General features: G+C 39.2%; 13 protein-coding genes. 6 read left to right on the top strand and 7 right to left on the bottom strand.

Going from position 1 to position 13,892, the window contains the following annotated elements; translation table 11 throughout:
- Positions 1 to 6: 6 nt before the first annotated feature.
- The 3 genes from rsxB to ACLIIY_RS03705 all read right to left on the bottom strand — a co-directional run bounded on the left by rsxB (position 7) and on the right by ACLIIY_RS03705 (position 1,695).
- On the bottom strand, positions 7 to 600 hold the full coding sequence (gene rsxB, locus ACLIIY_RS03695; protein ID WP_005439677.1) for an electron transport complex subunit RsxB: 594 nt from the start codon (positions 598 to 600) through the stop codon (positions 7 to 9).
- Positions 601 to 603: 3 nt separating this feature from the next.
- Positions 604 to 1,182 carry an electron transport complex subunit RsxA gene (rsxA, locus tag ACLIIY_RS03700; RefSeq protein ID WP_005425202.1) on the bottom strand — a complete coding sequence of 193 codons (579 nt, stop codon included), beginning with the start codon at positions 1,180 to 1,182 and terminating at the stop codon, positions 604 to 606.
- A 312-nt stretch (positions 1,183 to 1,494) separates the two neighbouring features.
- A complete protein-coding gene (locus tag ACLIIY_RS03705) occupies positions 1,495 to 1,695 on the bottom strand; it encodes an autonomous glycyl radical cofactor GrcA (RefSeq protein WP_080765436.1) in 201 nt (66 codons plus the stop codon).
- Between the two features lie 143 nt (positions 1,696 to 1,838).
- Here ACLIIY_RS03705 and ACLIIY_RS03710 point away from each other — a divergent pair, with 143 nt between their 5' ends.
- Both ACLIIY_RS03710 and ACLIIY_RS03715 read left to right on the top strand, forming a co-directional pair.
- Positions 1,839 to 2,432, top strand: coding sequence for a Cap15 family CBASS effector (locus ACLIIY_RS03710; protein ID WP_045400666.1), 594 nt, complete (start codon positions 1,839 to 1,841; stop codon positions 2,430 to 2,432).
- Between the two features lies 1 nt (position 2,433).
- Complete coding sequence (locus ACLIIY_RS03715; RefSeq protein WP_434527688.1) at positions 2,434 to 3,546, top strand: hypothetical protein; 1,113 nt, start codon at positions 2,434 to 2,436, stop codon at positions 3,544 to 3,546.
- Positions 3,547 to 3,718: 172 nt separating this feature from the next.
- Here ACLIIY_RS03715 and ACLIIY_RS03720 read toward each other — a convergent pair whose 3' ends face one another.
- The 3 genes from ACLIIY_RS03720 to ACLIIY_RS03730 all read right to left on the bottom strand — a co-directional run bounded on the left by ACLIIY_RS03720 (position 3,719) and on the right by ACLIIY_RS03730 (position 6,641).
- Positions 3,719 to 4,735: a DUF6035 family protein gene (locus ACLIIY_RS03720; RefSeq protein ID WP_434527687.1), complete on the bottom strand. Its 1,017-nt coding sequence runs from the start codon at positions 4,733 to 4,735 to the stop codon at positions 3,719 to 3,721.
- Positions 4,735 to 6,024 carry a hypothetical protein gene (locus ACLIIY_RS03725; protein WP_434527686.1) on the bottom strand — a complete coding sequence of 430 codons (1,290 nt, stop codon included), beginning with the start codon at positions 6,022 to 6,024 and terminating at the stop codon, positions 4,735 to 4,737. Before ACLIIY_RS03725 ends, ACLIIY_RS03720 begins: the two co-directional genes overlap by 1 nt.
- 125 nt (positions 6,025 to 6,149) lie before the next feature.
- On the bottom strand, positions 6,150 to 6,641 hold the full coding sequence (locus tag ACLIIY_RS03730) for a hypothetical protein (RefSeq protein WP_434527685.1): 492 nt from the start codon (positions 6,639 to 6,641) through the stop codon (positions 6,150 to 6,152).
- 173 nt (positions 6,642 to 6,814) lie between these two features.
- Here ACLIIY_RS03730 and ACLIIY_RS03735 point away from each other — a divergent pair, with 173 nt between their 5' ends.
- The 4 genes from ACLIIY_RS03735 to ACLIIY_RS03750 are packed head-to-tail and all read left to right on the top strand — an operon-like array spanning position 6,815 to position 13,277.
- Positions 6,815 to 8,170, top strand: a complete 1,356-nt coding sequence (locus ACLIIY_RS03735) for a tyrosine-type recombinase/integrase (protein WP_434527684.1) — start codon at positions 6,815 to 6,817, stop codon at positions 8,168 to 8,170.
- Between the two features lie 2 nt (positions 8,171 to 8,172).
- Positions 8,173 to 10,596: a hypothetical protein gene (locus tag ACLIIY_RS03740; RefSeq protein WP_434527683.1), complete on the top strand. Its 2,424-nt coding sequence runs from the start codon at positions 8,173 to 8,175 to the stop codon at positions 10,594 to 10,596.
- A gap of 16 nt (positions 10,597 to 10,612) precedes the next feature.
- Positions 10,613 to 12,784 (top strand): hypothetical protein, encoded by a 2,172-nt coding sequence (locus ACLIIY_RS03745; protein WP_434528130.1) that lies wholly within the window; start codon positions 10,613 to 10,615, stop codon positions 12,782 to 12,784.
- Positions 12,785 to 12,794: 10 nt separating this feature from the next.
- On the top strand, positions 12,795 to 13,277 hold the full coding sequence (locus ACLIIY_RS03750; RefSeq protein WP_318418506.1) for a hypothetical protein: 483 nt from the start codon (positions 12,795 to 12,797) through the stop codon (positions 13,275 to 13,277).
- Positions 13,278 to 13,329: 52 nt separating this feature from the next.
- On the opposite strand, the gene grcA is transcribed toward ACLIIY_RS03750, so the two are convergent.
- The gene (gene grcA, locus ACLIIY_RS03755; protein ID WP_044176678.1) at positions 13,330 to 13,707 is read right to left on the bottom strand and encodes an autonomous glycyl radical cofactor GrcA; all 378 of its coding nucleotides are present in this window, start codon (positions 13,705 to 13,707) and stop codon (positions 13,330 to 13,332) included.
- Positions 13,708 to 13,892 lie beyond the last annotated feature (185 nt).

The raw sequence follows: 13,892 nt of genomic DNA on the forward strand, positions 1-13,892 counted from the left end.
GAAACCTTATTTAATTGAATCAGTCACGTTCGCTGCATTGGCAGCATCCGTAATGTTAACCACTGGAATGGCATTAAGCTTCCATTTCCAGCTCTCTGTGGTGGTTTCCACAGGAATCATTTCAATACAGTCAGTTGGACAAGGCGCAACGCACAAGTCACAACCCGTACATTCGTCTTTGATCACGGTATGAAGGGCTTTAGTACCACCGACAATCGCGTCTACAGGACACGCTTGAATGCACTTGGTACAACCGATACACATGTCTTCATGGATGAAAGCAACGGTTTTGACTTTGCTGTCGAGATCGTGTGCCGACTCTTCCGCTTCAACGCCCATCAGATCTGCCAGTTTCTCGATCGTCGCTTGACCACCTGGAGGACATTTATTGATTTTGTCGCCGTTAGCGATCGCTTCAGCGTATGGACGACAACCCGGGTAGCCGCACTGACCACACTGAGTTTGCGGTAGAATAGAGTCGATTTGATCGACAATTGGATCCGCTTCGACTTTGAAGCGAATCGATGCAAAACCGAGTATCGCTCCGAAAACCGCGGCGAGGGCAGCAAGAGCAATGATCGCAATTAAAATCGTACTCATTGTTTACTTCACCAAACCTGTAAAGCCCATAAAGGCGAGAGACATCAGGCCTGCGGTGATCATCGCAATCGATGCGCCTTTAAATGGCACAGGCACGTCAGCGGCGGCAATACGTTCACGCATTGACGCAAATAGGATCAGTACCAAGGAGAAGCCAACCGCTGCGCCAAAACCGTAAATGATCGATTCGATAAAGTTGTGGTTCTCGTTGATGTTAAGTAGAGCAACACCCAGAACCGCACAGTTCGTTGTGATCAGAGGTAGGAAGATACCCAGCAGACGATACAGAGTTGGGCTGGTTTTATGCACGACCATTTCGGTGAACTGTACAACAACAGCGATCACCAAAATAAAGCTCATGGTTCTTAAATATTCGATGCCCAGTGGACGTAAAACATAGCTTTCCACCAAGTATGCACACACAGACGCGAGCGTTAGTACAAAAGTTGTAGCTAAGCCCATGCCAATTGCTGTTTCCAGTTTTTTAGACACGCCCATAAAAGGACACAAGCCTAAAAACTTCACCAGTACAAAGTTGTTCACCAGCACAGTGCCGACCAACAACAAAATATATTCGGTCATAGTTATTACGTTCTTAAAATCCGATCCCAATATTATCGTGTTTTGTGACCTCAATAACAACCAGAGAACGGTGTGGTTTTATGCACTCGATGGAAAATTATACGTGTATGTGATGTGAGCGGATGAATTAATAAGAAATTGAAAAGTTTGGTGAATGGTTGTTAACAAAGAAAAACGCAATTACCGCCACTGATTTAACGCACGCGTTGTTGATGCTTTTGGTATCATTTCGTATGGTTCGCCAGAAATGACAAAAGCTCATACCCCTAATGAGTTAGAGGCATGAGCTTCGATTACTTTACAATCTCGCGATTACAGTTTTTCTGTAAAAGTTCGGCTGATCACGTCTTGTTGTTGCTCCCGAGTTAGCGAGTTAAAACGTACCGCGTAGCCGGACACTCGAATCGTCAACTGAGGGTATTTCTCTGGATGTTCAACCGCATCCAATAACATCTCTCGGTTCAGAACGTTGACGTTGAGGTGTAATGTTGGAGAAAAAATATGACGTGTAATGTTTGGAGAAGAGAGTTATTTTTTATGACTTATTCTAAGGTAATGAGATTAGAGTCATATTAATCAAAATTAGCTGCCTTTACCCCCTTGATCTTTATACATTCGCTCTCATATCAAAGAGAGAATTCTTAAAAGGATAGGATATGCACGACTACGCTGTTTTTGGTCATAACCGTGCAACCATTGGTAGATGGTTGGGGGTAAGTTCAATTGTTTTAACGGGGGCAATTTCTAGCCTGATTAGCTATATACATCAATTGACAGGCTTTCAAGCTGTTACGAGCGTAGCTATAACAACTGGTCTTATTTACTTCGCTTTGCATTGGTTGTTCAACAAATTTGCTTGGAAAATACCACTGTTTCAAATACCTGATTTGAATGGTGTATGGAAAGTTAAAGGGACGACCTTAGATGAAGACGGAAATGCTAAATATGAATGGAACGCTGAAATTGATATAGAGCAAACTTGGGAAAAAATGGTTGTTTGCTTGAAAACCAGTCAAAGTGCAAGTGAGAGCTATACCGCTACTCTAGCAAAAGCTAATGGCACTCGTGGTGGTTGGCTGTTGAGCTATAGCTATAACAACAATCCAAATGTAGATCAGTATCATGAACTGAATTCTCATAAAGGATATTGCGAGATTTTGCTAGATAAAGAGTTAAAAATTGGATCTGCTGCATATTTCAACAGTAATGGCAGAAGAACGTTTGGTAAAATGGCGTTGAGTAAAGATTAATATGATCAATTTTGACAATAGACTTAAAAGTTTAAAGGATCGAAGACAGGGTACAAGAGAGCGTGTACTACTTGAGAATAGCCTTTCTCAATATGATTCCCGAGATTTACGCACTCAAGAGAGTTATGAAAGATTATCTGAAAGTGCTGCGATTAAATATGCGGTTGGTGCAATGGCTGCTGTTGATAGTGATTCAACTCGCATTTCAATACAAGAGGGAGAGCGAGTTGCTGATACATTGATATCGATGCTTGGTAATGCTGGCATCCGAGCGACGAAAGAAATCCAAGGTTCGGTTGCCCTAGATATACATATTCAGGGGCATTCTGATGTAGATATGCTGATCTTGAAAGAAGATATTGTTTTGGTTCAAACTCCAAAATTAGATGGTTCTTCATGTGTAGCCTCTGACCAACGACCAATGAAAGATATCATTAGAGAGTTAAGGTTAACATCTGAACAGAAATTAACCTCGCGATATTATGAGGCGACAGTTGATTGCTCGGGGAATAAGTCCATTGCTTTGAGTGGTGGAAGCCTCAAAAGAAAAGTCGATATAGTTCCTGCATGTTGGTATCACACTCATGACTATCAACGCAGTGGTTTGAAGCATGATAAAGAGGTACAAATTTATCATAAAGCTAATCATGATTTAGTTGGCAATAAGCCATTTATGCATATCAAGAAAGTGAATGATAAGGACTCTATTTACTCGGGCAACTTAAAGAAAGTTACAAGACTAATGAAGAACTTAGTTGCTGATATGCCTGATTATAAAAAAGGGAAAGCGAAGAAATTGTCAAGCTATGACCTTACAGCGCTAGCATATGACATGGACGATCAATTAAGTTGCCCATCCTATATGTCATTAGCATTAGTCGAAAGGCTTAGAGCGCACTTATCATTGCTCGTTTCATCAGAAACGCTTCGAGATCTGATTTTGGTGCCTGATGGCAGTAGAAAAGTATTCAACGAGGAAAGCAAGCTAGAAGCACTGCAAATTATATCAAATGAAGTTGACGATTTAGCCAAAGCAATTTACAAGAGCATAGCTCCGTTATCACATATGGTATATGACTCATCCGCACTGAATCATAGGCACGTTTACATATAATCGTTTTCGTCGCGGTGATGAGGTGAGGTGCGTGTATCTGCGTCATGCTTGATGATAAGCCTCCAAGGTAAATCTGCTCACAGCCATAAAAAATAGCCCGCCTTGGCGAACCATAGCGGGCTAAAAATACACGGTAGGCAGTAACAGGCGCATTCAAGCCGAATACACACCATCAGTATGCAATGTTTTTTGATTTGCTCGTTAAGCATATGCTACATCTTTTTTGACCGTCTAAAACTAACGTATCGGTAGGCATTTTACAGTGAGAGCAAACATTAGGGTTGTCTTTTCTCTTGGTTAATGTCAACTGAGACTTGAGTTCCCCTTCCATCATCTCTACATCTTTGTAATATGCTTTTAAGTAGTAATCGTGAAAAGTTAGCTTTGAAAAAGGCACAAGCTCGTTTTTCCATTCGTAGTTTAGTTCACCTGCTTCGATATATGGCTCTCGCCAATGAACATCGATCCACAACTCTCCAGATTCTAAAGTTTTTTCTTTTGCTTCTCGGCTTAACACAAAAACATTGACTCGATTTCTGTATGCAATATCCAAATCGGTGAAACGCTTACCATCGAAATCAAGTAAAATCCAAATAACGAAAGTGTTATTACGTTGATAAAAGAGTTCACGCGCAGCTATAACGCTTATAAAAGTGGTACTCATTTGCAATTCAAAAACAACTCGCTTCGTTTGCCCCATATCGTCATAAAGTGCTGATACATCGGGTATACGCCACTCTTTACACATTATCTGGTTAGGATCGTCAGATGAATCTCGAAAAGTAGCTTCCACTTCACATTGTGAAAATCTCGATAATCTATCTTTCTTGATAGCCTGATAGATGAAATCCTTTGACTCTCTATGAGCTTTACCCTCTTTTTGACCATTAAACTTCATGGCTAAAATTTGCTCTTTTTTAAGAGTCGAATCTTTCTCTTGCAGGGGGCATTCGGCATTGATGCGCTTGTGTTTATAGTGATCAATTGTCCGAGGTTGATTCGAACGCAACACTACAGGTTGATAGCAAACAGAGCACAGGTAAGTCCTCAGTCCATCTTCAATAAGGCTTCTTTTTCTGAAAAACTCACCTTGTTCAATTCCATCAAGCTGATCTGAAACCAAAATAATATCGTGAGTTTGAGGATCATAAATGTGTGTGATGAGGCGTTTCTTAAAATTTGCATTCATTACACGTTTCCATTTTTTGCAAGAATTTTAAGTTGTTGATTTTCCTTGAACATTCTAAATTTTTCTTTTTTGTAGAACTCAACACCTTTCTTTTCTTCCTCTAGTTCTTTCCGCTTTCTTTCAAGCTCTTCTTCCAATGAGGTAAGTTTGTTCTGAGCTAATCTAGCTTTGTTCTCATAGTCAACATATGACTCAGAGATTTGTACTATTTTGCTGAGTTCGTCCTCTATGTTGCCAAAAGTGCAATCGAATCTTGCCAGGATGCTTTTTAACCATTTGGCATTTTGGATTTCGTCTTGAATTGATACTTGTTGTTGCTTCAATCTGTTAATTTGGGTTGTTAGCCTGTTTTTTTCTTGTTTTTGTTGTTCTAAGTGCTGTTTGCCTAATGCATAGGAGCTGCGCAGTTCATTTAATTGGAAGTTTAAACTTGCCGTGGTGGAGCCACTCAATAGTTCACTTCGTTGCTGTTTAAGTTTGGATATCTCTGCTAAAAGATTACGCTCTTCACCTTTTAGTGACTCAATATTCCGATTTAAATCATACTTATGCTTCTGGCTTTGAAAGCGATGTAAGTTATCTTGAGCGGTGATAGTATCTCTACCAATTTGTTCTAGAGTGCTATTCGAGATGTTAATTCGTTCTTCAACCTTACTTAGCTCATCCAAGGCTATTTGTCGTTCGTTTTGAATAGAAGCAGCTTCTATGGATGCAATATTTCTTGTTAAAGGGTAAAGCGGGTTGAATGCAAGCCATTTACAGAGTTTGTGAAACTGGCTGTTTAACACGGAGTCTCTTAGATAAGAAGTGAAATCACTTGATGGTACGGTTAAACCACTGAGGTTTACTTCAATGACACTTTCAAAACGTTGTCTAAGCTCTAAAATTTGCTGCTTATCTGTTTCAGAATCTTCTAAGGCAATGGTTAGGTAAATGGTTTGGTTATCGGTTAGTGTTAGCTCGATAAGAGGGCGCGTGTTGTTATCTACTAACAAGGAGCAGTGAACTATTTCGACACCAATGCTATTCGTGCAAGAGTAATCAATAGGTAGTGCTAATCTTTTTTGCTCGGAGATCAGGTTACTTAAACGCTCGCATACTTCAGATAAGACTAAGTAATCACACTGATTATCTGAATGTTGGAATAGCTGGAAGGTTTCCTTACGACTAACAGTGTTGCCACATACACGGCAATTGGCTGATAAAATGAGGCTATGTTTAGCGTCAACTAAAGTACCGTTGTCATTGAGACAAAACCTGATTCCCATTCTTTGAGTGCTGCACAGCATTCCCTATCCCCACTGAGCTAAAAAGAAGTCAATTCAACGTAACCAATAATACTAAACTTATGATATTGAATGAATATTGAAGTGCTGATTATGCAAAGATAATCGATATCAACCGCAGTAGGTGATCACAACTCTTCTCGGTCAATAAGATGCAGGTTCCTACCAATCCTTATGAGATCTTCATAGCACCAAAGTTTTTTCGCCAATCTTAATGGATACCCCGTATCCAGCGTGTTTTCGAGAATAAGCTCTTCGGAGTGTTCTACATGGATAAATTCAATGACACCGAACTCAGTTGAATATTCACCTGGTTCACCCGTTGTAGCGACGATTAGGCGCATCGGAATTTGTGAAATTACCCCCCATCTAGAGAGAGCGTCTTCAAACGAGATATAGACCTGATGATTTTTACGCAGTTCGATAGCTAGAACCTCGATGAAGTCAGCATTAATCTGCTTTGCCTTGTAAACAAATACTTCGTTTGAGATATTCGAAAGATACGGGCTGCGTGAGAGGATTAGACTGATATCTTCAGAAAGGTAGAGTTCGCAGATTTCACTTTTGCTGTAAATGAGTCGCTTCTCACGGCGGTACTTCATTTCCAAAATCATTTTCATGTAAAGTCCTCATTCACAACGTCATCCTTAATTCATTTTGGCACAGACTTTGATGTTATACGCCTGAAAATTCTTCTATATTATGACCAAATACTAGTATTGGTCACATAACGTACTGTTTAAATTGTGCTAAATTGTAATGTATGGATAGTTTTATGACTTTGGTGTGAGAGATGTCGGTAGAAGAGTCTTTGGATTTGAGTGCAGTTGATGAGACTGAGTATGAGGTTAATCAAATCAAGCTAAAGTGCGATTTGTATCCTGAGCTAAGGGTAAGGATTAATGATAGCGGAGAGATTGAGCCTTATGCAGTTGCTCGCTCTGAGAAGAAACTAGTTGTTCTTCCTCAGTTAGTCGATGTTCATGGTAATTTAATTTATCCCCAAAACCTGTATTTAACTAGCTGCGCTAGAAGAAGCAAATCAATAGATACTTCAGTACAAGCCCTCCTGATGTTTACTCGTTGGCTACGGGCTAACAACAAATCATATCGTGATGTATTTGCCGACCCTAAGGATGGAGTGCCTTGGCAGTTCGCCAAGTTCCTAAAACGAAGTATTCGTACTGACATATATGATGACAGAACGAAGACGATTGAGCTTTCCACTGCCAAAACTTACATAAGAAAAATCATCGATTTTTATAAATGGTTAAATCGAGAAGGTATTTTTACATGGTCTGACAATAAGCGCCCATTCCATTTTTCTTACAAACGTATACCACGAACAAAATCACGAGATGATATTGATATGTTGAGTCATACGAAGAAGAACATAGAAATAATCGTGCAAAGTGCTGATGTAATGAATATTTTCCCATCATCTGCCAAATTAAATCCACATCAAAAACTGAAGCCTTTAACAGAGAATCATTTGAAAATATTGGAGTCGTATATTCAAAGTGATGGTTTTTCTTGGCGAGACAAGCTGATGTTTGAACTCTCCTACAAAGGTGGGCTTCGGGTTGAGGAAGTGGCAAGTCTCAATGAAAGCGCAATCTATCAACCTAAGTTGGGAGAGAAGGAATGCAATCTTTCATTGCTAGTCGCAAAAGGTGTTGATGTTAAAGGGGATAAGTCACGAGTCACAAAGATACCTGCATCATTAATGAGCGAGTTGTTTGACTATAAAATCTCTTGTGATCGCTTGGCGATAATTAAAAAAGTGCAAGAGTCCTTATTGGAAGATGAGGGGGAGCCACGTTTATTTTTAAGTACACGGACGCAATCAGGTCAAATCTGCACGAACACAATACAAAGCTCCTGGTCAGTTCTAAGAAAAAAAATAAGACTGAAACATGGTGACTGGTACTACAAGTATCATGATCTCCGTTCGACCTTTGCAACCGATTGGTTGCTAAATAAGGCTCGAAATAGTGGTTTACCATTTGACTTTTATTTTAGTGAATTGCAGACCTTGCTTGGTCATTCTGAGTCCACTGATACCATGATTTATATTGATTTAGCTAAAGATGCTGAGATGAGAAAAGAAGCTGCTGAACGTCGAAACTCTGAAGCTCAAGGAAACTGATAATGGCGCGAAGTAAAGTTGGGAACTTAATTGAACGTGATCTTGCCACGACACCATCGGTGAAAGGCAAGACAAAAAACATTATCCACTACGTACAACAGCATGAGAGTAAGAAAATATCGCTAAAGCCTTTGGACCATTATCATTGTAATGAAGCTAACCCGTTGGTTACTTGCCTTGATAGGCGCGTAATCACCGATAAGCTAAAAGATGTAATCCGAGATGACTTTGAGATGGATAGAATCAGCAACGGACGACAGTTGTTTTTTCTTCTACGATCTTATCTCTCTAATGCTGATCGACTTGATTTACCTCCATTTTCAGAAGAAGCGTGGAAAGCATATTTTGGTGCCAATGGCTATTTGTGGAAGTTAGTTGATTACGGTAAGCGCCTATATACGCACACTTTTATGTATGACCATAATCAACCTATAGGTATTGCAGAAAAGACCGCCGCAGGGAAAAAGCGTCTTTTGATACGAATGTTTTCGAGAATAAACCTACCTGTATTTGATTGGGATATGGGTTTAAAAGAATTCTCAGTTTCAGGAGCAGTAAAGAGACTTAAGGAGCCTTATTCATCTAACGAACAAGAAGTAGCTCTAAAGCGATTGCATGATAAATTTTTCTTGTTAGCTCCGTTGCTTATCGCCGAACGTAATCTGGCTTCAGGTGGTAGACGTTCAACCATATTTGAAAAAGCAAGTGCCCTATTGCTTGCTAATAAGAAGCAAATGGATGTTGAGCTAGGCTTTCTTGAGGAAATGGAATTTCATCAAGTATTCAATTTCACCATGACCATAGCCTACCATCTTTTCTGTCATTATACGGCTTTTAACGATTCTGTTGTTACGTCAGTAAGGCGACCAATTGAGTTTGTCACTGAAAAGCGAGAGGGGAAAGTCTCTCAATATGCTCAGATAAAAGGTTACAAGAGTCGAGCCTACAAAGAAGTGTATGCTCTTGTCATAGGGGATGCTTCCAATCTTGAAGAAGTTTCTGCTCGTGTAGATAAGCGAACAGGTGCTTCATTTTTGAATATGTTACTTGAGTTGTCGCAAGCGTATAACGCAGAGCAACATGGTTTACTGCTATTCGAAATGGCTCGTGATGGTTCTCTGAGTGGGTTAAAGACAGATCTTGAATTGGATTTTATCTCAAGAAAGTTAGAGCTGTTTGCCGATAAGCGTCTCGGATTGGCTGAACGGCTTTCAGAGAGCATTCAAAGCCTATTTTATGCTCATTATGTCGAGTCAGTAAAGACGATCATTGACGAGCAAGGTATCAGACGAGTATCCAAAGAACGAAAATACTATCGGTTTAACTCGAATCAGTTTTCTCAATTAATACCGAACCTTTCGCTCGCATTTTTTCAATGCTTTAGTCCTCAAACATTAAGATATGCGCAACTGCCTTTGTATTATTCAGATGTGGATGATAAAGGGAAAGTCACAGTGACATGCGTATCGAAGTTCGTGGATAGTGCAGGAGAAAATAATAACGGCATTATTACATTTTATGCCGATGAAAGATTTGTACCAGTGATGAAGAAACTTGAGGAATGGGCAAGTAGACGTAATCCAGTTTACAGGAAGCGAGCCAAAGGTAATCAATATACGTCAGGTAGTGAAGAACCAGAATTCAATTATGAATTAACAACACGCACACCATACCTCTTTCCTCAAGGACGCATCGGGGAAACGAGACCTTATAATGAATACCCTGTTACTGCTACGATGTTGAGAGAATTGGGGATAACACCTAGCCATTTTTTTAACACATTGAATTCTAGCCGATTTAGGTTAACTGTTGCAGATAATGAATATCGATATGGTTCAGTTGTTTCAGCGATGGCAACCCTTCAAAATTCAAAGAGGGTATTTGAAAAGCATTATGCTAATGGGCATAAAGGGCAAAATAACGAAATTATTGCTCAAGCTCTTGATGTTATAGAGCAAATTATCAAAGGCGTTGAACTAGAAGAAGCGAAAGAAAAGGTTCGAGATAACTGGAAGATCGAAGTATTAGCCTTTGATGAGTACAAGCGCAGAGGTAAGCCTACTAACCCAAATGGAACGTGCTGTGATGGTATCCCACAGTTTGAGGGTAAAGAGGATGTTTTAGCTCAATCAAAAGCTACGGATCTTGGTGTTACTAATCAATTAGATAAGACACATTGTTATCAATATGATAAGTGTCATGAATGCATGAACGCCAAGTTGGTTGATGATCCTAAGCAGGTCTACAAGTTATTGTCGTTTATCGAATCATTAATCGATGCCGCAGACCGTTACCCTGAGAATGAAGAGTTGGAAAGGCGTATCGCATCATTTGAAGAACTAGTGTCAATGAACATTTCAGAGAGCGTTTTAGAGCAAGCAGAAGAGATGCTAGAGGAAAACGGACGCTATTTCATGTTTGAATAGGTATCAGGACAGAACCATGAAAAATATCAAATTAGCAAATGGTGCAGTTATTAGCTCAGAAGAATTCCTAGAGGATATCAATGCAATTGATCATATCCAGGATGTTTTATTGCCTGCAATTGAGCTAGGTGATTGGGAACATTTGGAAAGCCTTGCGGTAGTAAATGATACTGAGCACCCAATATTGTTTTCAGATAACACTTGGGATTTGAGTCGATTAGGTCAAGGGTATCAATCGAATAGGTTGCTATTTAACCACTCCACAAAAAAATCCTTTGATGGATACATATTACCTCGAAATATCCGCAATGAAATTAAGTGCTTTGCTGCTGTTGAATTATTTACCGACTACGGCAGGTACACTTATTTATCAATAGTCGATACGGTTAGCAAGTTAACTCTTATTGCTAAACACGCTACAGATATTGGGATCAACAGCTTTTCTGAGATCGATGAAGATGTCATTTATCAGTTAAAAGATAATGGCTTGGTTATTGATGATAAAGGGAACAAAACTCTTTCTGCCATCAATAGACTAGTGCAGTGTCAGGATTTACTACCATTTCACATGGAAATTAATCGTAAGTTGCATCCAAAGCTATTTAACTTGGCAGTTAAGAAACCTGATCAGCATTTTGCTATTCCTTTTAGAATCTACTTTGAGATGCTGAAATCTGCTATTGATAGTGTCAGTGAAGCTTATAAGTATCGAATGGAGTTAGAAAGTGCTGTTGAGACGTATCTATATCGCTCTGAAATGATAAAAAATGAGTTATGCCATAAACTAAGAATGGGCGAGTTAAGTTTATCGTCTGTTTTAACTAAAGGGTGCTCAACTGAGAATGTTGTCGAAACCTACCGAGCTAAGAATGTTGAACTGATTGATTATGGAAAAGATGAAAACTGGTTAGATGTATGGGTGAGTTGTTCCTCGACATCATTAAATGGGAGTAAAGCAGGCAAAGGTAAATATGGTCTGAATTTAAAAGTTGGAAAGAAAACTTTTTCTAGTCGCTTGGCATTTTCTGAGTATCTTCGAAATTTACAAGCCCATGCTACTTTCCTTGCTATGGCTTTGAGTGGAATGAGAATCAGTGAATTATATGAGATATCTCCTGTTTACGGTGCTCAAGATCATATAAAGATAGGTTCCAATACAATTTATGCTTTTACTACAAAACAAGAGAAGCTGACTCTTGATTCTCAAACTACTGACGATACTTATATAACCAATTTTTTGGGGTATAAAGCATTTCATGTCTTAAATGCAATTCATAGACCATACAGAAAACGGTTTCAAAATAACGCTGAAAGTAAATTTTTTGCCGCTCTAACGGAGGTTTACTTTCCTAGACCCATAGAGAAAGTTGGCTTAGGGCAAACAATTCGAGAAACGATAAGGCGTGTAAATAGAGACACATTTTTGATGTCAGTGAATGATCTCGATAGCCTTAGAGCCTCAAACCCTGAAAATACTAATCTTCCTAACGTCGGAGATTACTTTCCTTATACAAACCATCAATGTCGAAGGAGTTTTGCTTATTACTTGATTGGACTTGAATTAATGGACTTCCCGCAGCTAAAGCAGCAACTTGGGCACATATCTATCGCAATGACGCGTTGGTATGCAAGAAATGCTAATTCGCTTAAGACGATTTATTCAGAGGTTAGAGAAGAAAGGATTAATCGCTCTGCAACCGTGTTTGCGGATAGCTATCAAAAATTAGCGAACCGAGAACGATTAGCGGGAGGTTTAGGAAAAAGTTTATCAAAAGAGTTAGTTGAAAATGAAAACTATTTTAAAGAAGGTTTGAATAACCGAAAGCTATCTGTTGATTATTGGAAGAATGAAATTAAAACAGGAAAAGTACATATACACGCAATAGGTAAAGGGATGTACTGTACGAAGAGACAGTGTGCAATGAGAGCTTCGATTGATCTATCAGAATGTACTGATTGTGCTTGGGATCTTATTGATGATGCGAGTTCTGCTGAGTCAATACGAATGACGGCAATGAGAAATCTTATGATCTTAAGAGATAGTAATGATCTGAATGGAAGCTCAGCATCTAAGTTAGTTATGGATATTCGCTCCGCAGAAAAAATAATGACAGATTTGAATTTTCCATTTGAATCCTTTCATGTTCCATTGGATGTGGCAAACATGATCCCTGTACGTAATATTTGAGGTTTGAAGTATGGCTCGTAGCAAAGAGAAAACCAAGAAAGCTTTCTTAGAAGCGATTGATCGAATCAAACGTAAAGCCTACACTTGTCAAGAATTGCGTGAAAAATCAATTGTAAAACTTAATAGATCTAATGTTGAGAAAGAAGCTGGATTATCACCAGGGGCATTACGTCACCACTCTGACATTGTTGAAATTATAGAAGGTGATGAAGATGATAGGGTTAAAATATCTCGTCTTGAAAAGGAACTTGAAATATCAAAAAACAAGATAAAAAAATTAGAGGCTGATAACTCAAAACAAAAAAGAGCCGCGATGTTAGATAGTGAAGCGTTGAATGAGCAGTTGTCTGCTTACCATCAAACGATTGCTGCGTTGTTTTTTAAGATCCCTCTAGCTGAAAGAGAGGGACTAATGAGCAAATTAGATGATCGAAGTTCCAATGTTAGTGGAAGTGTTACGAATATAAACGCTTACCGTCGTGAAAAAGAATAGACGTAAAAAAGGCGCTTAATAAAGCGCCTTTTGCATCTGTATGATTGCCTAATTATAGACTTTCAGTAAATGTACGAGCGATAACGTCACGTTGCTGTTCAGCAGTTAGTGAGTTGAAGCGCACTGCGTAGCCAGAAACACGGATAGTTAGCTGAGGATAGTTCTCTGGATGAGCAACTGCATCTTCTAGCGTTTCACGTTTCAAGACGTTCACGTTCAGGTGTTGGCCGCCTTCAATCTTAGGAGCCGCTTCAATTGCAACTTCACGAGACTCGTACTCACCTAGATCGTTAATTGCGATAACTTGGTCTGCTTCGTAACCAGCAGATGCAGCAACACAACGTGCTTCGTTTGTTTCTGAATCCAATAACCAGATTGAGTTCAATAGGTCGTCGTTTGCTGATTTAGTGATTTGAATACCTTGGATCATGGTTCAATTCCTTCGTTTGGGTTGACTATTTTTTATGATTTATTCGCTTGCTTGAAGCATGTATTTCTAGAAAATTATGACTAATGAAAAATATGAGCGATTTTCTTTTTTTATGACTAACTAACTTGTTGATTAATTTTGGTTATTTGGTCATAAGTCATACTTTTTAGTAGTCTAACTATCCA

The organism is Vibrio sp. K4 (assembly GCF_051122595.1).
Classification (GTDB): Bacteria; Pseudomonadota; Gammaproteobacteria; order Enterobacterales; family Vibrionaceae; genus Vibrio; species Vibrio owensii.

Bases quoted from the DNA above. Each gene is read 5' to 3' on its own strand.
- ACLIIY_RS03750 (WP_318418506.1), top strand. From the start codon at position 12,795: ATGGCTCGTAGCAAAGAGAAAACCAAGAAAGCTTTCTTAGAAGCGATT.
- ACLIIY_RS03720 (WP_434527687.1), bottom strand. From the start codon at position 4,735: ATGAATGCAAATTTTAAGAAACGCCTCATCACACACATTTATGATCCT.
- ACLIIY_RS03730 (WP_434527685.1), bottom strand. From the start codon at position 6,641: ATGAAAATGATTTTGGAAATGAAGTACCGCCGTGAGAAGCGACTCATT.
- grcA (WP_044176678.1), bottom strand. From the start codon at position 13,707: ATGATCCAAGGTATTCAAATCACTAAATCAGCAAACGACGACCTATTG.
- ACLIIY_RS03710 (WP_045400666.1), top strand. From the start codon at position 1,839: ATGCACGACTACGCTGTTTTTGGTCATAACCGTGCAACCATTGGTAGA.
- ACLIIY_RS03715 (WP_434527688.1), top strand. From the start codon at position 2,434: ATGATCAATTTTGACAATAGACTTAAAAGTTTAAAGGATCGAAGACAG.
- ACLIIY_RS03735 (WP_434527684.1), top strand. From the start codon at position 6,815: ATGTCGGTAGAAGAGTCTTTGGATTTGAGTGCAGTTGATGAGACTGAG.
- ACLIIY_RS03745 (WP_434528130.1), top strand. From the start codon at position 10,613: ATGAAAAATATCAAATTAGCAAATGGTGCAGTTATTAGCTCAGAAGAA.
- ACLIIY_RS03725 (WP_434527686.1), bottom strand. From the start codon at position 6,024: ATGCTGTGCAGCACTCAAAGAATGGGAATCAGGTTTTGTCTCAATGAC.
- rsxB (WP_005439677.1), bottom strand. From the start codon at position 600: ATGAGTACGATTTTAATTGCGATCATTGCTCTTGCTGCCCTCGCCGCG.
- rsxA (WP_005425202.1), bottom strand. From the start codon at position 1,182: ATGACCGAATATATTTTGTTGTTGGTCGGCACTGTGCTGGTGAACAAC.
- ACLIIY_RS03740 (WP_434527683.1), top strand. From the start codon at position 8,173: ATGGCGCGAAGTAAAGTTGGGAACTTAATTGAACGTGATCTTGCCACG.